Raw genomic sequence first — 18,593 nt, 5'->3', positions numbered from 1 at the left:
CCCTAGTTCGCGTCCGCCCCGACCCCGCTCCGGGCGCGCCGTGCGGCCGGAGCGTCCTGCGGCCAGGCGTGCCGGTGCCCATCGGGGGTACCGGCGGAACATGACTGTCGGGAAAACGAGCGTTCTGGTCCTGGACTGCGCCGAACCGCTGGAACTGGCGGACTTCTACGCGAACCTGCTCGGCGCACAGACGCGGATCGGGAGCGATCCCGACTTCGTCGAGGTCGTCGGCAACGCCGGTGTGCACCTGGCCGTGCGACGCGACCACGGTTACGCGCCGCCGAGCTGGCCCCGCCCCGAGGACTCCTACCAGGCGCATCTGCGCATCCTGGTGGACCCGGGGGACATGGACGAGGCCGAGCTCGAGGCGATAGGCCTCGGCGCCCGGCCCGTGGACACGGGGGACAGCAACAGCGGTCCGCGTGACGTCCGTGTCTACACCGACCCGTCGGGCCACTCCTTCTCGCTGGCCGTGTACCCGGCCCGCCAGGAGACGCCGTAGGGGCTCACCCCGCGGAACGGCGGCGCAGTGCGGGGTCGGTGAGCGCGGGCGGGGTGTAGCCCGTGTCGCGCGCCGAGAGGTTCGTGCCGGGCGGGACGATCTCGTCGATCCGGTCGAGGACGTCCTGGCTCAGCCGTACCTTGTCCGCGCCCAGCTGACCGTCCAGCTGTTCGAAGGTGCGCGGTCCGATGATCGCCGATGTGACGGCCGGGTGTTCGAGCACGAAGGCCAGGGCCAGCTGTACGAGGGTGAGTCCGGCCTCATCGGCGAGCCCGGCCAGGGCGTCGGCGGCGGCCAGCTTGGCGGCGTTCTCGGGTGCGGCGATGTCGAAGCGGGCGGCCTGGCGGGCAGTGCGGCTGGAGGCGGGCTGCTCGGCGCCGGTGCGGTAGCGGCCGGAGAGCCAGCCGCCGGCCAGCGGGCTCCAGGACAGCACGCCGAGTCCGTGGCGCTGCGCGACCGGCAGGACCTCGCGCTCGATGCCGCGCGCCAGCAGGGAGTACGGGGGCTGCTCGGTGACCACGCGTTCGCGGCCCCTGCGCTCGGCGAGCCACTGGCCCTCGACGATCGCGGACGGCTCGAAGGTGGAAGTGCCGATGTAGCGGATCTTGCCCTGGTGGACGAGGTCGGAGAGGGCACCGAGGGTCTCGTCGAAGTCGGTGTCCGGCTCGGGGCGGTGCACCTGGTAGAGGTCGATCCAGTCGGTGCCGAGCCTGGTGAGGCTGTTCTCGACCTCCCGGACGATCCAGCGCCGGCTGTTGCCCCGCTCGTTGGGGTCGTCGCCGAGGCTGCCGTGGAACTTGGTGGCCAGCACGACATGGTCGCGGCGTCCCCCGGCGAGGGCCTTGCCGACGATGGTCTCCGACTCGCCCGCCGAGTAGACGTCGGCGGTGTCGACGAAGTTGATGCCCGAGTCCAGCGCGTGGTGGATGATCCGCACGCCGTCCTCGTGGTCGGGGTTGCCGCGGGGGCCGAACATCATGGTGCCGAGGGCCAGCGGGCTGACCTTCACGCCGGTGCGCCCGAGGGTGCGGTACTCCGTCATCCTGCGTTCTCCCTGACGAGTGCGTCGCTGGTGGCGAGGCCGATGCCGGTGTGGCCCGCGCGGGTGTCGACGGTGTCGAACAGCCGGTTGGCCGGCCGCGGCAGCCCGTAGTGCTCGCGCAGGGTGGCCCCGGTGTATCCGGTGCGGAACAGGCCGCGCTCCTGGAGGATCGGGACGACCCGGTCGACGAAGACCTCCAGTCCGGAGGGGAGCACGGCGGGCATGATGTTGAAGCCGTCGGCCGCCCCGCTCTCGTACCAGTGCTCGATGGTGTCGGCGACCTGCTCGGCCGTCCCGGCGAAGGTGCGGTGTCCGCGCCCTCCGCCGAGCCTGCCGATGAGCCGGCGCACCGTCAGCTTCTCGCGTCTGGCGAGCTCGACGACCAGGGTGTAGCGGCTCTTGGCCCCCTCGATCTCGTCCTCGTCGGGCAGGTCGGCGGGAAGCTCCTGGTCGAGGTGCAGCTCGGAGGGGTCCAGCTTCAGCGTCCTGGCGAGCTGGCGCTTGGCGTACTCGGGGACGATGAGCCGGTCGAGTTCCGCGTCCAGAGCGAGGGCCTCGGCCTCGGTGTCGCCGATGACGGGGACGATGCCGGGCAGGATCTTGATGCCGTCGGGGTTGCGGCCCAGGTTCTCGGCGCGCTGTTTGACGTCCTTGTAGAAGGCGATGCCCTCCTCCAGGGTCTGCTGGGCGGTGAACACCGCCTCGGCGTAGCGGGCGGCGAAGTCCTTGCCGTCCTCGCTGGAGCCGGCCTGGACGAGCAACGGGTAGCCCTGCGGCGGACGTTCGACGTTCAGCGGGCCGTCGACCCGGAAGAACTCGCCGGTGTGGCCGATGCCGCGGACCCGGTCGGCCAGCGCGTGGACCCCGGTCTCCTTGTCGGCCACGACCGCGTCGTCCGCCCAGCTGTCCCAGAGCTTCGTGGACACCTCGACGAACTCCGCGGCGCGCCGGTAGCGGTCGCGGTGCAGGGGTGTGTCGTCCAGGCCGAAGTTGCGGGCCGCGTCGGCGCCCGCGGTGGTGACGATGTTCCAGCCGGCCCGGCCGCCGGAGACGTGGTCCAGGGAGGCGAAGCGGCGGGCCAGGTTGTACGGCTCGTTGTAGCTGGTGGAGGCGGTGGCGATCAGGCCGATGTGCCGGGTGACCCCGGCGAGCGCGGTGAGCAGCACGGTGGGTTCCAGCTTGGCGGCGGGGCGCCTGCCCGGGTCGCCCATGAGGACGGGCCCGTCGGCGAGGAACAGCGAGTCCAGGAGCCCTCGTTCGGCGATGCGGGCCAGGTTCTTGTAGTGCTCCAGGTCGGAGTTGGCCTCGGCGTGGCTCTCGGGGAGCCGCCAGGACGCCTCGTGGTGGCCGGTGGACATCAGGAAGGCGTTCAGATGGAGCTGCTTGCGCGGCATGGGTGTCTTCTCCTCGGAGGATCTCGGAAGATCAGTGCGTGAGCTGGGGCTGTGCCACGCCGAGGGCGGCGAGCAGGGTGTCGCGGTACTCCTGGAAGCGCGGCTCGCGCCGCGAGCGCGGGGAGGGCAGATCGATCCTGAGGTCGACGGAGATGGCACCGTCCTCCAGGACCAGGACCCGGTCGGCGAGTTCCACTGCCTCGTCGACGTCATGGGTGACCAGGAGCACCGCGGGGCGGTGGCGTTCGTACAGCTCCCGCAGCAGGTCGTGCATCTTGATCCGGGTCAGCGCGTCCAGCGCGCCGAACGGCTCGTCGGCCAGGAGGAGTTCGGGGTCGCGTACGAGGGCCCGGGCCAGGGCGGCGCGCTGCTGCTCACCGCCGGACAGCTCGTGGGGCCAGGAGCGGTCGCGGCCCTCCAGGCCGACCTCGGCGAGCGCGGTCAGGCCCCGCTCGCGTGCCCCGGGGCCTCGCAGTCCGAGGACGACGTTGTCGAGGACCCGCAGCCAGGGCAGCAGCCGGGAGTCCTGGAAGGAGAGCGACACCCGGTCGGGCACGGAGAGTTCGCCCGATCCCTCGACGGTGTGGTCGAGGCGGGCGACCGCCCGGAGCAGGGTGGACTTGCCGGATCCGCTGCGCCCGAGGAGAGCGGTGAACTCCCCCTGCGCCACGGTCAGGTCGAGCCCTTTGAGTACGTCGCGGTCGCCGAACCTCCGGACGAGCCGGGAGGTGCGGATCGCGGGCGGGGCTTCCGTCAGCCCGCCAGGGTGCGTCGCCATGACAGGACCTTCCTTTCGACTGCGCGTACCGCCGCGTCCGAGGCGAAGCCGAAGAGTCCGTAGGCCACCAGGCCCACGATGATCACGTCGGACTGGGCGTACTGCTGGGCCTGGAACATCATGTAGCCGATGCCGCTGGTGGCGTTGATCTGCTCGACGACGATCAGGCCGAGCCAGGACGAGGTGACACCGAGCCGGAGTCCGACGAAGAAGCCGGGCAGCGAGCCGGGGACGACGACCTTGCGGATGAACGTCGCGCGGCTCAGGTCGAGGCCTTCGGCGAGTTCGACGTACCTGCTGTCGATGCCGGTCAGCGAGGCGTAGGTGTTGATGTACATGTTCACCGCGACGCCGAGCGCGATGACGGTGACCTTCATCTGCTCGCCGATGCCGAGCCAGAGGATCAGCAGCGGGAGCATGGCGAGGGAGGGGATGGCCCGCTTGATCTGGAGCGGCCCGTCGAGGAGGTATTCCCCGCTGCGGCTCAGACCCGCGGCGACGGCCAGGATCACACCGGCCGTGACGCCGAAGAACAGGCCGAGTCCCGCGCGCTGGAGCGAGATCAGGACGTTGTCCTGGAGGCGGCCGGTGCTGACGAGGTCTCCCGCGGTGGCGAGGACCGTGCCGGGCGAGGACAGGATTCTCGGGTCGAGGTAGCCGGACGCGGAGGCCGCCCACCACGCGAGCACGAGCAGGACCGGGCCGATCAGCCGCCCGAACGGCAGCGCGCGGCCGGGGCCGAGCCTGCGCCGGGTGCCCCTGGAGACGGCCGGGGGCGCTCCGGCGGCCGGCGATCCGGCCTGCTCCCGTGTCTCGGTGCGGGTGGTCCGCGCCTTCGCCAGCAGGTCGGTCATGACCCCTCCCGGTACTCGGCGGCCACGGCCTCGGCCGCCAGCTTCTCGAATCGGCGGTCGAACAGTTCGGAGGCCTTCTGCTTCGGTACGAAGCCGCCCTCGGCCAGCAGGTCGGCGGTCTCCTGCTCCCAGGCGAGGGCCTCGTCCCAGCTGGCCGGGAACTGCGGCTTGTGCTGCGAGTCGACGATGCGGCGCCCGTCCTCCTTCGACACGCCCTGGTCCTTCACGTAGTACGTGTCGATCCACTCGTCCTGGTTCTCCCAGGCCCACACCTGGCCGCGCGCCCACAGCGGGATGAAGCCGCGTACCGCCTTGGCCTTCTCCGGGTCGTCGAGGACCTCGTTCGGCGCCCAGAGCACCGTCAGCAGGTCGACGACCTCCGTCTTCACGCCCCGGGCGCCGTCCTTGCCGTACTGGTCGAGGTACTTGGTGAGCGTCGGCTCGCCCAGCGGCGCCACATCGACCTGCGCGGACTGCAGGGCGGTGAGGAACTGCGTGCTGGGCAGGGCGACCAGCTCGACGTCGGAGTTCTTCAGTCCCGCCTCCTTGAGCGCGCGCAGGACGACGACGCCCTGTGCCTGGCCCTGGGAGAAACCGATCTTCTTCCCCCGGAAGTCCTCGGCCTTCCTGATGGAGGAGCCGGGGGCCGTGGCGAAGGTGTAGAGCGGGTGGCGGCGTGTCTGGACGGCGACGATTTTGGCCTGGACGCCGATGGCGTGCGCCTGGATCGGCGGAATTCCGGCATTGGTGGCCAGGTCGATCGACTTCGCGCGGAAACCTTGAATGATATCGGGCCCCGCGGAAAGGTTCGGCCATTCGGTGACGGTGAAGTCGAGTTCCTCGGAAAGCCCTGCGGGCTTCAGCTGGAGCTGCGCGGAACGAGCGGCGATCTTCAGCTCGGTCCCGGCCGCCGGAGCTCCGGACGGAAGGGCGCCCGCGGGTTCCGCGCCGGCGACGGATTTCACCTGCGGCGAGCATGCGGCAAGGCTCAGTACGGTGCCGCCCGCGAGAGCGAGGAAAGACCTCCGGGCCAGGGCCCGCCTGTTGTCGTGGCGTGTCATGGTGAATTCCTGATCACTGGTCGGGCGCGGGGCGGATGGAGTGGTAACTGCCGTCGTGGAAGAGCAGGGGGCTGCGCCCCTCGTCGAGCCAGGACTCCTCGACGCGGGCGATGACGATGCGGTGGTCGCCGGCCGGGACGATGCTCTGGACGGTGAGCCGGAGCCAGCCGGCCACCCCGTCGAGCACGGGTTCCCCGCCGGCGAGCCTGCTCCAGCGGGTCGGAGCGGCGAAGCGGTCGACACCGCTGGTGGCGAAGGTGGTGGCCACCCGCTGCTGTTCGACGCCGAGGAAGTTGACGACGGCCGTGGAGGCCCGCTCGATGTGGGGCCAGGACGAGGTGGACGTACCGATGCCGAAGGAGACCAGCGGCGGGGCGAGGGAGAGGGAGCTGAGCGAGGTGGCGGTGAATCCCACCGGGCCGCGTCCGGCGTCCGCGGTGACGACGACGACACCCGCCGGGTATCTGCGGAAGGCCTGCTTGAAGCGGTCCGGTGCGATACCGGGGACGGGAGCGGTCGTTGAGGGCTCGGGCGGTCGGACGGCGGCGTACGAGGACACGGTGACGGTCAATGTCTCTCCCCGGTCGAAAGGCGGAAAGCGGACGTGCGGAATCGCGGGAAGGCATGCACGGGGCGCGAGGGCACACGGGAGTACGGGAATACGGGCGGGACGGATGAATCACGCACGGATGCGGACCGCCCGGTGAATCAGCTGGGGGTTATCGGCGACCCGGACAGGGACGACAACAGGAGCGCCGGGCGATTTCGCTCGACGGCGCGGCCGCGCGGCAGGATCGCGCCGGCGTGGGCGCCTTCCCTGAATTCCGCTGTCGGCTGGTCATGAATTCATCTTCCCGTGCGGCGTGCGGCCGGTCAACAATGCAACGTTCTGAATTAAAGCGGGAATCGGCGGAGGTCAGGACACCGCGGGCAGCGCGGGCCACGGCCCCAGCGGATCGGTGTACAGGGCCCCGAGGGCCACCGCTCCGCCCGCCGTGGCCAGCACCGATCCGGTGAAGCTGCTGGGCACCACGGCCCGCTCCGGGTCGTCGCAGACCCAGGAACGCATCCCCACCTCCTCACGGAGATCGGCGAGGCACTCCGGCAGCCTGCCCGCCCCGGGCTCGACCACCACCAGACACTCCGGGTCGAACATGTCCAGGAGCAGCGCCGCGGCCCTGCCCACCAGCCGTGCGCGGCGGCGGAACAGCGCCACCGCCCGAGGTTCGCCGGCCATGGCGTGGTCCAGCAGTTCCTGGAACGTGCCGACGTACAGGCTCTGTTCGGCGGCGCGGCGGATCATGGCCCGTTCGGAAACCTCGGACTGGAGGCACCCGGTGCGCCCGCACCTACAGGGCTCGGCGTCGCCCGATCCGCCCGATCCCAGGGGGAGATGGGCCACGCTGCCCGCACCGGAGCGCGGGCCCCTGTGCAGTTCGCCGGAGGTGGCGTAGGCCCCGTCGACGACCGCGCCGACGAAGAGCAGGACCGTGCTGCGCCGGGTCGACGCCTCGCCGAACATCTGCTCGGCCCGGGCCAGCGCCCGGGAGTGGCTGTCCACATGGACCGGGAGCCCGGTGGCGGCGGCCAGGATCTCGCGTACGGGAACGGCGCGCCAGCCGAGGTGCGGGTGCTCCACGACGACTCCGGCCGCCGGGTCGACGCGGTGTCCGGTGGCGACGCCCAGGGCCAGCACCTGCCGTCCGGCCGCGTGAGCGTCCGTCAGCAGCGGCAGCCGGGCGGCGAGGTCACCGAGGATGTGGCGCGGGTCGGTGCCGGCGTGCGGTCTGCGGTCCTCGGCCACGATCCGGCCGCGCAGGTCCATGAGGGAGACCGTCGAGTGGGCGACCGCGATGTGCGCGCCGGCCACGAGGAAGCGGCTGGTGTCGATGTCGACGGGCACATGCGGGCGTCCGAGCCCGCGCGGCCCGGTCGCCTCGGCGCTCTCCCGGACCAGACCGCGCGAGAGCAGATGCCCCACGTGTCCGGTCACCGAGGCGGGCGAGAGGCCGGTGAGCCGGGCCACGGTGGAGCGGGCGACCGGCCCGTGGTCGAGGATCGCGCCCAGCACGGAGCCCGTGCCGGAGGCGCGGCGGGCGTGTCCGGGCGGGGGGATCTCGGAGCGGCGCAGGGGCCGGGAGCGGCGGATGGGCGCAGGCAGACTTGTCACAGGGGTCGTCCGAGTCCTCGATGGCAGCGGGCGTGGAGGTGAGAACCCCTGCGCGGGGGCCTCCTGACGGAACCGGGCGGCGGTCGGTGCCTGCCGTGGTCCCGCTGAGCCGTGACGGGGCGTCCTGCGCGAAGCCGGGAAGGGGGCGCGGACTCCGGATGCTCAGTGCCGGTGACACGCCGCGGAGCACACACGCTTCAGGTCGACATGACCTCGCGTCGTCAGGTGTGCGGATCGCTGCATGTCACGCAACGTATCCGGAACGCCGTAAGCCGGTCAAACGTCTGACCGCATGGTGGACTCCCGTTCCGCCCGCCGGGCCGCCCTCCGACGACGGGCGTTCCTCCGGCCGCGGTTCACGCCTCCACGGGCCGTCGCAGGTCAGCGCCCTCGCCGCTCCGAGGCCCGGCGCGGTCCGGCCGAGGATTCCCGTCCGGTGCCGAACTGTCCGCCGGGACCCGGGTGATGAGCGCGACAATGACGCCTGGAATTAACCTCCGGTCTCTTGCCACGGCAGGTCTACGCGCATAGTTTTTGCCCCCTCACTACACACTTGGGGGCAGTTCCCGTGCACATCGCCAGACCCGGCTCCGCCCTGCTGGCCGCCGCCGTCGCCGTCACCCTGTCGGTCACCGCGCTCCCCGCCGCCTTCGCGGCCCCGTCGTCGTCGGCCGTCATCTCCGAGGTGTACGGCGGCGGGGGCAACTCCGGTGCGACGCTCACCCGTGACTACATCGAGCTGGCCAACGCCGGCCAGAGCTCCTTCGACCTGTCCGGCTTCAGCGTCCAGTACCTGCCGGGCACTCCCTCCGCCGGTTCGCTGTGGCAGGTCTCGGCTCTCACCGGCGCCGTCGCGCCCGGCGGGCGCTACCTCGTCGCGCAGGCGGCCGGCACCGGCGGCACGGTGGCGCTCCCGACCGCCGACGCGACGGGCACGGTGGCGATGTCCGCGACGAGCGGCACCGTCGCACTGGTCTCCGGCACCACCGCGCTGACCTGCAAGACCGCGGCGGACTGCGCCGCGGACACCCGGATAGTCGACCTCGTCGGTTACGGCTCCGCCGTGGTACGCGAGGGCAGCGGCCCGGTCACGGGCGCCTCGGCGACCGCCTCCGTGGCCCGCAGTACGTCGCTCGCGGACACCGACGACAACGCCGCCGACCTGGCCTCCGGCACCCCGACCCCGGTCAACGCGGCGGGCGAGACGTCCGGCGGGTCCGGTCCCGGCGAGCCCGGCGGCCCGACCGAGCCGGGCACGGTGCGGGTGCACGACATCCAGGGCACCACGCGTGTCTCCCCGCTCGCCGGCCAGCAGGTGACCGGGGTCCCGGGCGTCGTCACGGGCGTGCGGACCACGGGTTCGCGCGGCTTCTGGATCCAGGACACCACGCCGGACGCCGACTCCCGCACGAGCGAGGGCCTGTTCGTCTACACCGGCTCCGCGGCACCCACCGTCGCCCTCGGCGACTCGGTGCTGGTCAGCGGCAAGGTGGCCGAGTACTACCCGGCCACCGGAACCCAGTCGGTCACCCAGCTGACCGCCCCGCTGACCACGGTCCTCTCCTCGGGCAACGCCCTGCCCGAGGCGGTCGTCCTCGACGCCTCGTCGGTGCCGGACGCCTATGTGCCGTCGGCCGGCGGCGGGTCGATCGACCCGCTGACGCTCGACCCGTCGGCGTACGCCCTGGACCTGTACGAGTCCCTGGAGGGTGCCCGCGTCACGATGGCCGACACCCGTGTGACGGGTGCGACCACCGCCTACGACGAGGTCTGGGTGACGGTGAAGCCGCGGGAGAACCCGACCCGGCGCGGCGGCACGCTGTACGCCTCCTACGAGGACCAGAACACCGGCCGCCTCAAGGTGATGTCGCTGAACGCGGCGCAGCCCGTGCCGGACGCGAACGTGGGCGACGAACTGTCCGGCACGACCACGGGCGTCGTCGACTACGCGTCCTTCGGCGGCTACAACGTCCAGGCCACCGAGCTGGGCACGCTGAAGGACAACGGTCTGAAGCGCGAGGTGACGCGCAAGCAGAAGCGCAAGGAGCTCGCCGTCGCCACGTACAACGTGGAGAACCTGGACGCGGCCGACGAGCAGGCCAAGTTCGACACCCTCGCGGAGGGCGTGGCGGTCGGCCTCGCGTCCCCCGACGTCGTGTCCCTGGAGGAGATCCAGGACGACAACGGTGCGGTGAACGACGGCACCGTGGGCTCCGAGGCCACGCTGAAGCGCTTCACGGACGCCATCGTCGCCGCGGGCGGCCCCCGCTACGCGTGGCGCTACGTGGCGCCCGCCGACGGCAAGGACGGCGGCGAGCCCGGCGGCAACATCCGCAACGTCTTCCTCTTCAACCCCGAGCGGGTCGACTTCGTGGACCGTCCCGGCGGCGACGCGACCACCGCGGTGCAGGCCGTGAAGACGAAGAAGGGTGCCACCCTCTCCGTCTCGCCCGGTCGCATCAACCCCACGAGCACGGCCTGGGACAGCAGCCGCAAGCCGCTGGTCGGCGAGTTCCGCTTCCGTGGTGAGTCGGTCTTCGTCATCGCCAACCACTTCGCGTCCAAGGGCGGCGACCAGTCCCTGCACGGCCGCTTCCAGGAGCCGGTGCGCAGCTCCGAGACGCAGCGCGTGCGGCAGGCGACGGAGGTCAACACCTTCGTCACCTCACTGCTCAAGGCGGACAGGTCCGCGCAGGTCATCACGCTCGGCGACCTCAACGACTTCGCGTTCTCCCCCACCATGGCCGCGCTGACCGACGGCAAGGTGCTCAAGCCGCTGATCACGACGCTGCCCGTGGGCGAGCAGTACAGCTATGTGTACGACGGCAACTCGCAGACGCTGGACCACATCCTGACCAGCCCCGCCGTGCGCCGCTTCGACTACGACGTGGTGCACATCAACGCGGAGTTCGCCGACCAGGCGAGCGACCACGACCCGCAGATCGTGCGGGTCGACGTGAAGGGACGAGGACCGGGGCACTGACCTCCCCTCCCGGCCTCCCCTCCCGGGTGGCGGCACCGTCCTGCCGCCACCCGGGCCACCGGCTGTTCGACGGGCCGTATCGCTACCGTGCCGCGCATGACTGCCGAGACCGCTCCCCCCGACGAGCTCTCCGTGTCCACCGGGCCCGTGCGCCCGTCCGCCGACGCCCGGACCGCGCTGCGCCCGGTCGCCCGTGCCCGGATCACCGGCGGCTTCTGGGCGGCACGGCGCCGTACGAACGCCGACATCAGCATTCCGCAGGGTCCCCGGCTGCTGGAGGACGCCGGGAACCTGGCCAATCTGCGGGCGGCGGCCGACGGGACCGGTGAGTTCGCCGGTGACTTCCCGTTCCAGGACTCCGACGTCCACAAGTGGCTCGAAGCGGCGTCCTGGCAACTGGCGGAGAACCCGGCGGACGAGGAACTCACCGCGGATGTCGAGGCGTTGACCTCGCTGCTGGCCGCAGCGCAGGACGCCGACGGCTATCTCCAGACGTACTACCAGGTGGCGCACCCCGAGCGCCGCTGGCAGGAGCTCGACTGGGGGCACGAGCTCTACTGCGCCGGGCATCTCGTCCAGGCCGCCGTGGCCCACCACCGCGCCACCGGCCGCACCGGGCTCCTGGACATCGCGCGGCGCTTCGCGGAACACATCGACACGGTGTTCGGGCCCGGCCGTCCGGTCGACGGTGTGTGCGGCCATCCGGAGATCGAGACCGCGCTGGTGGAGCTGTACCGCGAGACGCGGGAGCGGCGCTGGCTGGACCTCGCCTCGTACTTCGTGGAACGGCGCGGCCACGGCCTCCTGGGCGACGGTGCGAAGAGCTTTCCCGGAGCGGGGTACTGGCAGGACCACGTCCCCGTGCGTGAGGCGCGGACCGTCACCGGGCACGCGGTGCGTCAGCTGTATCTGCTGGCCGGTGTCACCGACCTGGCCGCCGAGACGGGTGACGACGGGCTGCGGGAGACGGCGGTGCGGCTCTGGGAGGCCATGACGGAGTCGAAGACGTATCTCACCGGCGGCCTCGGCTCCCGGCACGAGCTGGAGTCGTTCGGCGATCCCCACGAGCTGCCGCCGGACCGGGCCTACAACGAGACCTGCGCCGCCATCGCCTCCGTGCAGTGGAGCTGGCGCCTGGCCCTGCTGACCGGCGAGGCCCGCTACTCGGACCTGATCGAGCGCACCCTGTTCAACGGCTTCGCCGCGGGCTGCGGACTGGACGGCGACAGCTGGCTGTACGTCAACCCGCTCCAGGTGCGCGAGGAGTACGAGGGGCACCGCGACGACCAGTCGGCCCGCCGCACCCCGTGGTTCCGGTGCGCGTGCTGCCCGCCGAACGCGATGCGCCTGCTGGCCTCGCTGCCGTACTACGTCGCCACCACCGACGACGACGGCGTACAGCTGCACCAGTACGCCACCGGGAGGTACGGGCCGGTGTCCGTGGAGACCGGCTATCCGTGGGACGGGCGGATCGCCGTGACGGCGGAGGAGAGCGGCACCTGGACGCTGTCGCTCCGCATCCCCGCCTGGTGTTCCGGCGCCACGCTCGACGGCGAACCGGTCACGGCGGAGGCGTGCACCGGCGGGGCGGACACGGGCCGGGCAGGCACCGGCCAGGCGGGCACGCGTGGGGCGGCGACGGACGAGCAGGGCACCGGCGCGGCGGGCTGGCTGCGGGTGCGCCGGGAGTGGCGCACCGGCGAGCGGGTGGTCCTCGATCTGGCGGTGCGGCCCCGGCTGACCCACCCCGACCCGCGCGTCGACGCCGTACGCGGCTGCGCCGCCGTCGAGTTCGGGCCGCTGGTCTACTGCCTGGAGTCGGCGGACCAGCCCCGCCGGCTGGACGAGGTGCTCCTCGACGCGAGCACCGCTCTCGCAGCGGAGCACCGCCCCGGACTGCTCGGCGGGGTCACGGTGGTGACGGCCGGGGATCTCATCGCCGTGCCGTACGCGGTGTGGGCCAACCGTGGCGCAGGGGCTATGCGGGTGTGGATTCCGCTGGACCTGCCGCCGGTACCCGCGTCTGGTGCGGGAACGGGGCCGCGACCGCATCGACCGGACCGACCGCGTCGACCGGCCGCCCCGTGAGGAAGCGCGTCACGAGGGCGGCCACCTCCTCGGAGCGCTCCAGCACGACCCAGTGGTCGGACTCCGGGAGCGTGAGGAAGCGGCTGCCCTCGATCGTCGCCGCGAACTCCCGCTGCCGCTCCGGCGAGGTCACCGTGTCGTGCTCGCCCGCGAAGACCAGCGCCGGCACGCCGGACAGCCCGCCGGAGAAGTCCGGCCGGTCCCCGAGTGCCCGCCGGAGCGAGTCGAGGGCGTGCGCCGAGTGGGTGAGCGCGTGCAGGAACGAGCGCCGCACATAGCGCCGGGCGAGCTCCCTGCGGTGCACGTGCCGCTCCGGGTCCAGGCACATCAGACCGTCGGCGGCCAGGCTCGCGAAGCCCTCGGCGTCCCCGTCGGCCAGCCGTCGCGTCGCCCGGTGCCAGTAGTCCCGCTGCTCCGCCCCGATGTGGGTGGGGACGCCGCCGAGGACGAGCCGGGCGATGCGGTCCGGATCGTGGCGCGCGCAGTCGAAGGCGACGGCCGCGCCGTAGGAGAAGCCGAAGAGGTTGATCCGGGAAACACCCAGATCGTCGATGATCCCGCTGACCGCGGCGCGCAGGACCGGGGCTCCGGGGCCGGGCGGCAGGGGGTCGGCCGTGCCCATGCCGGGCAGGTCCGCGGTCACCACGTCGGCCAGCGGGCCCAGATGGTCGTCCATCTGCGGCCAGCCGAACATCCCTTGCAGCGCCCCGCCGATGATGAGCACCGGTTCGGTGGCCGGGGCCCCGCCGGCGGCCGGGTCGCGGGGCAGCACCCGGTAGCCGTAGCGCAGTCCGTCCACGGTCAGGGTTCGGATGATCTCCTCGGGCATGGTGCTCCTCGCTTCCCTCAGGCCCTGGTGAGCACGAGGGCCGCGTTGTGGCCGCCGAAGCCCAGCGATGTCTTGACGGCACAGTCGAAGGCGGCGTGCCGGGCCTCCTTGCTCACCACCTCGACGGGGATCTCGGGGTCCGGTGCGTCGAGGTTGGCGGTCGGAGGGATCAGCCGGCGCTGGAGCGCGAGCACGGTCAGCGCGGTCTCGATGCCGCCCGCCGCTCCCAGGGTGTGCCCGGTCCTGGCCTTCGTCGAGGTGACGAGGAGGTGTTCACCCAGGACGCGGCGGAGCATGACCGCCTCGATGAGGTCGTTGGCGACGGTCGAGGTGCCGTGGGCGTTGACATGTCCGACGTCGCAGGCGTCGATGTCCGCGTCGGCCAGGGCGGTGCGCAGCGCCCGCTCGATCCCGAGGCCGTCCGGGTCGGGGGCGACGGCGGAGTGGGCGTCGCTGGAGGCTCCGTAGCCGGCCACCCGGGCGCGGACGACGGCGCCGCGGGCGCGGGCGTGCTCGGGGCGTTCCATCACGAGAAGGCCCGCGCCCTCGCCGACGACGAAGCCGTCGCGGTGCGTGTCGAAGGGGCGGCAGGCGGCCTGCGGGTCGTCGCGGCGGGTGGAGACCGCCCGCATCTGGCAGGCGCTGGCGATCAGGAGCCGCGAGCGCACCGACTCGGCGCCTCCCGCGACGACGATGTCGCAGGCCCCGGTGCGGAGCATCTGGTGGGCGGTGCCGATGGCGACGGTGCCCGAGGAACAGGCCGTGGAGACGGCCTGGCTGGGGCCGTGCACACCCAGGTCCATGGCGACGCTGCTGGCCGCGCCGTTGACGACGGTCAGCGGGGCGAGCTTCGGGGAGACGCGCCGCGCGCCGCGCTCGGTGAGGGTGGTGTGCTGCTCGTCGTAGAACGGCAGGCCGCCGTGGGCGGAGCCGATGACGACGCCGACCCGGCCACTGTCCCAGACCGAGGGGTCGAGCCCGGCGTCGGCGACCGCCTCGCGGGCGGCGATCACGGCGAGCTGCGAGAAGCGGTCCATCAGGCGCTGCGCGGCGACGCCCAGGAGGGCCTTGGTGTCGAGGCCGGCGACGGTGTACATGAAGTCGCAGGGCAGCCCGTCGAGTTCGGGCAGCGGCCCGACCGAGGGCACGGCCGCGGTGTCGCAGACCCCGCTCCAGGCATCCTCGATGCCCACTCCTGCGGCGGTGACCAGGCCGACGCCGGTGACCGCGGCGCTGAAGGGCTCGGCGCCCGGACGGGTGGACCGGCGGGCGAGCGGTCCCCGGGCCGTCACGCGCCGGCCTTGCTGCTCACGGCCGCGACCAGGGCACCGACGGTGTCCCGCGAGGACAGCACGACGTCCTCCAGATCGATGTCCATCCGGTCCTCGATGAGGAGCCGGAGCTCCTCCAGGGCGAGCGAGTCCAGGCGCAGGTGACGGAGCGGCACTTCGGGCCGGATGGCCCCCGGATCGGTTCCGAACCTGGTGACGAGCAAGGCGCTGATCTCTTCCGAGGTGCTCATGGGGACGCTCCTCCGCTCTCGGTACGCGGTGACGCCGGCCGCGTGGGGGGTGAGATGGCCATCGGGGACGCCGGCTGCTCGGGAGGGACCCTTTATACGCCTTCGCGGCCGGTTTTCAGCCCCCCGTTCCCCCGTGAGGAGGGCGAACGGCCAGGTGTGCGATTCCGGCGCGCCGGAGCCGGGGGTGACAGGATGGGCACGGACGTACGGACACGGGGGCACGGCGACGGAAGGCAGGCCATGACGGCGGAGCGGAACGACGGGGCGGTACGGCTCAGCCCGTCCAACTGGGTGGCCAGACAAGCCGAGTTGTACGAGTCGTCCGGCGGGACGAAGGGGACCACGCAGCTCGGCGTGGACTGCCTGCTCCTGGACTACGTCGGACGGCGCAGCGGCGCCCGGCGCCGCACGGTGCTGATGTACGGGCGGGACGGAGAGGACTATCTGATCGTCGGATCGAACGGCGGCTCGGACAGCCACCCGCTCTGGTACCTGAACCTGCTGGCCGGGCCCGAGGTGGAGGTACGCGTCCGCACCGAACGCTTCCCGGCCCTGGCCGAGACGCTCTCCCCCGAGGAGAAGGAGCGCGTCTGGCCGCATCTCGTGGAGGTCTTCCCCCGGTACGCCGAGTATCGCGCGAAGACCGGCCGCGACATTCCGGTCGTACGGCTGCGGCGGCGCTGACCTGCGCCGACCGGACCGGTCCGGGGTGCCAACGGGACTCCCCGTAGCGGCCCTTGAGCCGTAAACTCCGCGATCATGACCTTCGAAACGGTGTACGCCGACGCGCCCGCGCCTGACGGGCCCGCCCTCTTCCCGACCATGGCCACCATGCGCGCCATGCGCCGCCTCAGGACGGACCCGGTCCCGGACGGGACCATCGACCAGCTCATACAGGCCGCGGTCTGGGGGCCCAGCGGCGGCAACATGCAGTGCTACGAGTACGTGGTCGTCACCGACCGCGCGGTGATGGCCGAGCTGGCGCCGCTCTGGAAGCGGTGTGTGGACGCCTATCTCGCGACGACCGGCAAGCACGCGCCGAAGGGGATGCCGGAGGCGGCGTACGCGCGGATGGTGGCGGCGATCGAGTACCAGCGCGACCACTTCGCCGACACCCCGGTACTGATCATCCCCTGCTACAAGTTCCCCGAGCCCGAGTTCGACGAGGAGGGCCTCGCCGTCTACGCCGAGTCGCTCGGCCCGGCGGGCCTCGAACGGATGGCGGCCACCCAGACGCGCTTCCAGGCGCTCGCGGAGGGCTCCTGCGTCTACCCGGGCGTCCAGAACATCCTGCTCGCGGCGCGGGCGCTGGGCCTCGCGGCCAACGTCACCATCTGGCACCTGATGCTGGAACAGGAGTGGAAGAAGGCCCTCGGCATCCCCGAGGACACGCACACCTTCGCGGCCATTCCCGTCGGATGGCCCGCGGGCAACTTCGGCCCCGTGCGGCGCCGCCCGGTCGCCGACGTCGTGCACCGCGACCGCTGGTAGCCGGGAGCGCGCACACCACGCCACGCCGTCCCCCTCGGCCAGGGGGGTGACGGCGCCGGCGCACGCCCCACTGGTGACCCAACTCCATTGGAGTGAAGGGAAATTGGGCACGGCGGGGCGTCATTGTCATGCATGAATCAGCTAGATAGCCTGTGCGGGCTCAGCGGCCGTCGTCCCCTCACCCCGGTCCTCGGCCTCCCTCTCCCCCACAGACCTGGAGCAGGCATGCCCCGACGCCCCGCCGGCCACACCAGAGGCCGCGCAGCCGTACTGGCCTCCGTCACCGTCACCGCGCTCGTCACCACCGGCCACCCGGCGACCGCGGCCCCCGCGGCTCCCGCCGGAGCGGGCTCCATGAACCAGGCGTTCGACGCGGCGGCCGAGGAGTTCGGCGTCCCGCGCGATCTGCTCGCCGCCGTCGGCTACGGCGAGACCCACCTGGACGGACACGGGGGCCGCCCCAGCCAGGACAACGGCTACGGCGTGATGCACCTCGTCAGCAACCCCGTCAACCGGTCGCTGGAGAAGGCCTCCGCCCTGACGGGTGAATCGACCGCCGATCTGCGCCGGGACACCGGCACCAACATCCTGGGCGGCGCGGCCGTGCTGCGCAGCCACGCCGACGCGCTGGGCCTGGACGCGGCCGAGCGGGCGGACATCGACTCCTGGTATCCGGCGGTCGCCCGCTACAGCGGCGCGCAGGGCTCCGTCGCCGCCCTGTACGCGGACACCGTCTACACCTTCCTCGCCGAAGGGCTGCGCGCGACCGTCGCGGGCGGCGAACGCGTCTCGGTCACCTCCCGGCCGGTCTCCCCCGAGAAGGGCGGCCTGGCGAAGGCCGACGTCACCGCCCAGAGCCCCGACTACCCCCCGGCGCTCTGGGTCGCCGCCAACACCGCCAACTACGCGACCGGGCGCACGGCCACGGTCGACAAGGTGGTCGTCCACGTCACGCAGGGCTCGTACGCCGGGACGATCAGCTGGTTCCAGAACGCCACGTCGAAGGTCAGCTCCCACTACGTGGTGCGCTCGTCGGACGGCCAGATCACCCAGATGGTGCGCGACAAGGACACCGCGTACCACGCCAAGAGCGCCAACGCCTCCTCGCTCGGGATCGAGCACGAGGGCTTCGTCGACGACCCGTCGTGGTTCACCGACACGATGTACCGCTCCTCGGCGGCGCTGACGAAGTACCTGTGCGACCGGTACGGCATCGCCAAGGACCGGGCCCACATCATCGGGCACAGCGAGGCCCCCGGGAACGACCACACCGACCCGGGCGCCAACTGGAACTGGACCTACTACATGCAGCTGATCGGCGGCTCCGGCAGCGGGGCCGACGGGCTGACCTTCACCTCGTACACGACCCAGACGTCCGGCTCGACCGGCAGCCAGGTCAAGGCCGTGCAGACGCTTCTCAACCAGCAGGGCTACGAGGCGGGAACCGCGGACGGGATCTTCGGCGCCACCACGAAGAGCGCCGTGCAGGCGTTCCAGACGGCCCGCGGCCTCACCGCCGACGGCACGGTCGGGCCGAGGACCTGGACCGCGCTGCTCTCGGCCGGCACCACGCCGGCGCTCGCCAAGGGCAGCTCGGGCGAGGCCGTGAAGCGGCTGCAGCGCGCGCTGACCGCCGCGCTGGGCAAGACCCTGGCCGTCGACGGGGCGTTCGGCACGGCGACCGACACGGCCGTGCGCGACTACCAGACCAGCCGGGGTCTGACGGCCGACGGCGGCGTGGGCCCGAACACCTGGGGGGCGCTCCAGTCCGGGCGCTGACCCCCGCCTCCACCCGGGCCCCGTGCCCCGCCGCCGGCCGCTGAGTACCCGTACTCATGCCCCGGCCCCCTACCGCCGGGACGATGACGGACGAGCGGGC

Annotated in this window: 16 protein-coding genes; 6 read left to right on the top strand and 10 right to left on the bottom strand. The window is 72.3% G+C overall.

Features of this window, described 5'->3' with window-relative positions; genetic code table 11:
• Positions 1-100 precede the first annotated feature (100 nt).
• Positions 101-502 carry a VOC family protein gene (locus tag AMK10_RS16475; protein ID WP_073748542.1) on the top strand — a complete coding sequence of 134 codons (402 nt, stop codon included), beginning with the start codon at positions 101-103 and terminating at the stop codon, positions 500-502.
• 4 nt (positions 503-506) lie between these two features.
• Here AMK10_RS16475 and AMK10_RS16470 read toward each other — a convergent pair whose 3' ends face one another.
• The 7 genes from AMK10_RS16470 to AMK10_RS16440 all read right to left on the bottom strand — a co-directional run bounded on the left by AMK10_RS16470 (position 507) and on the right by AMK10_RS16440 (position 7,801).
• Positions 507-1,544, bottom strand: a complete 1,038-nt coding sequence (locus tag AMK10_RS16470) for an aldo/keto reductase (RefSeq protein ID WP_073748541.1) — start codon at positions 1,542-1,544, stop codon at positions 507-509.
• Complete coding sequence (locus AMK10_RS16465) at positions 1,541-2,938, bottom strand: LLM class flavin-dependent oxidoreductase (RefSeq protein WP_073748540.1); 1,398 nt, start codon at positions 2,936-2,938, stop codon at positions 1,541-1,543. The genes AMK10_RS16470 and AMK10_RS16465 overlap by 4 nt, the downstream gene beginning before the upstream one ends.
• A 31-nt stretch (positions 2,939-2,969) precedes the next feature.
• Positions 2,970-3,716, bottom strand: a complete 747-nt coding sequence (locus AMK10_RS16460; protein WP_073748539.1) for an ABC transporter ATP-binding protein — start codon at positions 3,714-3,716, stop codon at positions 2,970-2,972.
• On the bottom strand, positions 3,692-4,570 hold the full coding sequence (locus AMK10_RS16455) for an ABC transporter permease (protein WP_073748538.1): 879 nt from the start codon (positions 4,568-4,570) through the stop codon (positions 3,692-3,694). Before AMK10_RS16455 ends, AMK10_RS16460 begins: the two co-directional genes overlap by 25 nt.
• On the bottom strand, positions 4,567-5,631 hold the full coding sequence (locus AMK10_RS16450; RefSeq protein ID WP_073748537.1) for an ABC transporter substrate-binding protein: 1,065 nt from the start codon (positions 5,629-5,631) through the stop codon (positions 4,567-4,569). The genes AMK10_RS16455 and AMK10_RS16450 overlap by 4 nt, the downstream gene beginning before the upstream one ends.
• Before the next feature lie 13 nt (positions 5,632-5,644).
• Positions 5,645-6,202 (bottom strand): flavin reductase family protein, encoded by a 558-nt coding sequence (locus AMK10_RS16445; protein WP_073748536.1) that lies wholly within the window; start codon positions 6,200-6,202, stop codon positions 5,645-5,647.
• Positions 6,203-6,547: 345 nt separating this feature from the next.
• Positions 6,548-7,801, bottom strand: coding sequence for an ROK family transcriptional regulator (locus AMK10_RS16440; protein ID WP_073748535.1), 1,254 nt, complete (start codon positions 7,799-7,801; stop codon positions 6,548-6,550).
• Between the two features lie 568 nt (positions 7,802-8,369).
• Here AMK10_RS16440 and AMK10_RS16435 point away from each other — a divergent pair.
• Complete coding sequence (locus AMK10_RS16435; RefSeq protein WP_073748534.1) at positions 8,370-10,784, top strand: endonuclease/exonuclease/phosphatase family protein; 2,415 nt, start codon at positions 8,370-8,372, stop codon at positions 10,782-10,784.
• Between the two features lie 96 nt (positions 10,785-10,880).
• A complete protein-coding gene (locus AMK10_RS16430; protein ID WP_079180723.1) occupies positions 10,881-12,872 on the top strand; it encodes a glycoside hydrolase family 127 protein in 1,992 nt (663 codons plus the stop codon).
• On the opposite strand, the gene AMK10_RS16425 is transcribed toward AMK10_RS16430, so the two are convergent.
• From AMK10_RS16425 to AMK10_RS16415, 3 genes are read right to left on the bottom strand one after another with little or no spacing between them, the layout of a single operon-like run.
• A complete protein-coding gene (locus AMK10_RS16425; protein WP_073748533.1) occupies positions 12,763-13,701 on the bottom strand; it encodes an alpha/beta fold hydrolase in 939 nt (312 codons plus the stop codon). The genes AMK10_RS16430 and AMK10_RS16425 overlap by 110 nt on opposite strands.
• Positions 13,702-13,718: 17 nt before the next feature.
• A complete protein-coding gene (locus tag AMK10_RS16420) occupies positions 13,719-14,993 on the bottom strand; it encodes a beta-ketoacyl-[acyl-carrier-protein] synthase family protein (protein WP_073748532.1) in 1,275 nt (424 codons plus the stop codon).
• The gene (locus AMK10_RS16415; RefSeq protein WP_073748531.1) at positions 14,990-15,223 is read right to left on the bottom strand and encodes an acyl carrier protein; all 234 of its coding nucleotides are present in this window, start codon (positions 15,221-15,223) and stop codon (positions 14,990-14,992) included. The genes AMK10_RS16420 and AMK10_RS16415 overlap by 4 nt, the downstream gene beginning before the upstream one ends.
• Before the next feature lie 240 nt (positions 15,224-15,463).
• Here AMK10_RS16415 and AMK10_RS16410 point away from each other — a divergent pair, with 240 nt between their 5' ends.
• From AMK10_RS16410 to AMK10_RS16400, 3 genes are all read left to right on the top strand, one after another.
• Positions 15,464-15,907 (top strand): nitroreductase family deazaflavin-dependent oxidoreductase, encoded by a 444-nt coding sequence (locus AMK10_RS16410; protein WP_073748530.1) that lies wholly within the window; start codon positions 15,464-15,466, stop codon positions 15,905-15,907.
• 75 nt (positions 15,908-15,982) lie between these two features.
• Positions 15,983-16,714 carry a nitroreductase family protein gene (locus tag AMK10_RS16405; protein WP_073748529.1) on the top strand — a complete coding sequence of 244 codons (732 nt, stop codon included), beginning with the start codon at positions 15,983-15,985 and terminating at the stop codon, positions 16,712-16,714.
• 225 nt (positions 16,715-16,939) lie between these two features.
• On the top strand, positions 16,940-18,493 hold the full coding sequence (locus AMK10_RS16400) for a peptidoglycan-binding protein (RefSeq protein WP_073748528.1): 1,554 nt from the start codon (positions 16,940-16,942) through the stop codon (positions 18,491-18,493).
• Positions 18,494-18,593: the final 100 nt, after the last annotated feature.

Source organism: Streptomyces sp. CB02058 (assembly GCF_001905505.1).
Classification (GTDB): Bacteria; Actinomycetota; Actinomycetes; order Streptomycetales; family Streptomycetaceae; genus Streptomyces.
This window is presented reverse-complemented; position numbering and strand designations above follow the sequence as displayed.

Bases quoted from the DNA above. Each gene is read 5' to 3' on its own strand.
- AMK10_RS16475 (WP_073748542.1), top strand. From the start codon at position 101: ATGACTGTCGGGAAAACGAGCGTTCTGGTCCTGGACTGCGCCGAACCG.
- AMK10_RS16470 (WP_073748541.1), bottom strand. From the start codon at position 1,544: ATGACGGAGTACCGCACCCTCGGGCGCACCGGCGTGAAGGTCAGCCCG.
- AMK10_RS16465 (WP_073748540.1), bottom strand. From the start codon at position 2,938: ATGCCGCGCAAGCAGCTCCATCTGAACGCCTTCCTGATGTCCACCGGC.
- AMK10_RS16460 (WP_073748539.1), bottom strand. From the start codon at position 3,716: ATGGCGACGCACCCTGGCGGGCTGACGGAAGCCCCGCCCGCGATCCGC.
- AMK10_RS16455 (WP_073748538.1), bottom strand. From the start codon at position 4,570: ATGACCGACCTGCTGGCGAAGGCGCGGACCACCCGCACCGAGACACGG.
- AMK10_RS16450 (WP_073748537.1), bottom strand. From the start codon at position 5,631: ATGACACGCCACGACAACAGGCGGGCCCTGGCCCGGAGGTCTTTCCTC.
- AMK10_RS16430 (WP_079180723.1), top strand. From the start codon at position 10,881: ATGACTGCCGAGACCGCTCCCCCCGACGAGCTCTCCGTGTCCACCGGG.
- AMK10_RS16425 (WP_073748533.1), bottom strand. From the start codon at position 13,701: ATGCCCGAGGAGATCATCCGAACCCTGACCGTGGACGGACTGCGCTAC.
- AMK10_RS16415 (WP_073748531.1), bottom strand. From the start codon at position 15,223: ATGAGCACCTCGGAAGAGATCAGCGCCTTGCTCGTCACCAGGTTCGGA.
- AMK10_RS16410 (WP_073748530.1), top strand. From the start codon at position 15,464: ATGACGGCGGAGCGGAACGACGGGGCGGTACGGCTCAGCCCGTCCAAC.
- AMK10_RS16405 (WP_073748529.1), top strand. From the start codon at position 15,983: ATGACCTTCGAAACGGTGTACGCCGACGCGCCCGCGCCTGACGGGCCC.
- AMK10_RS16400 (WP_073748528.1), top strand. From the start codon at position 16,940: ATGCCCCGACGCCCCGCCGGCCACACCAGAGGCCGCGCAGCCGTACTG.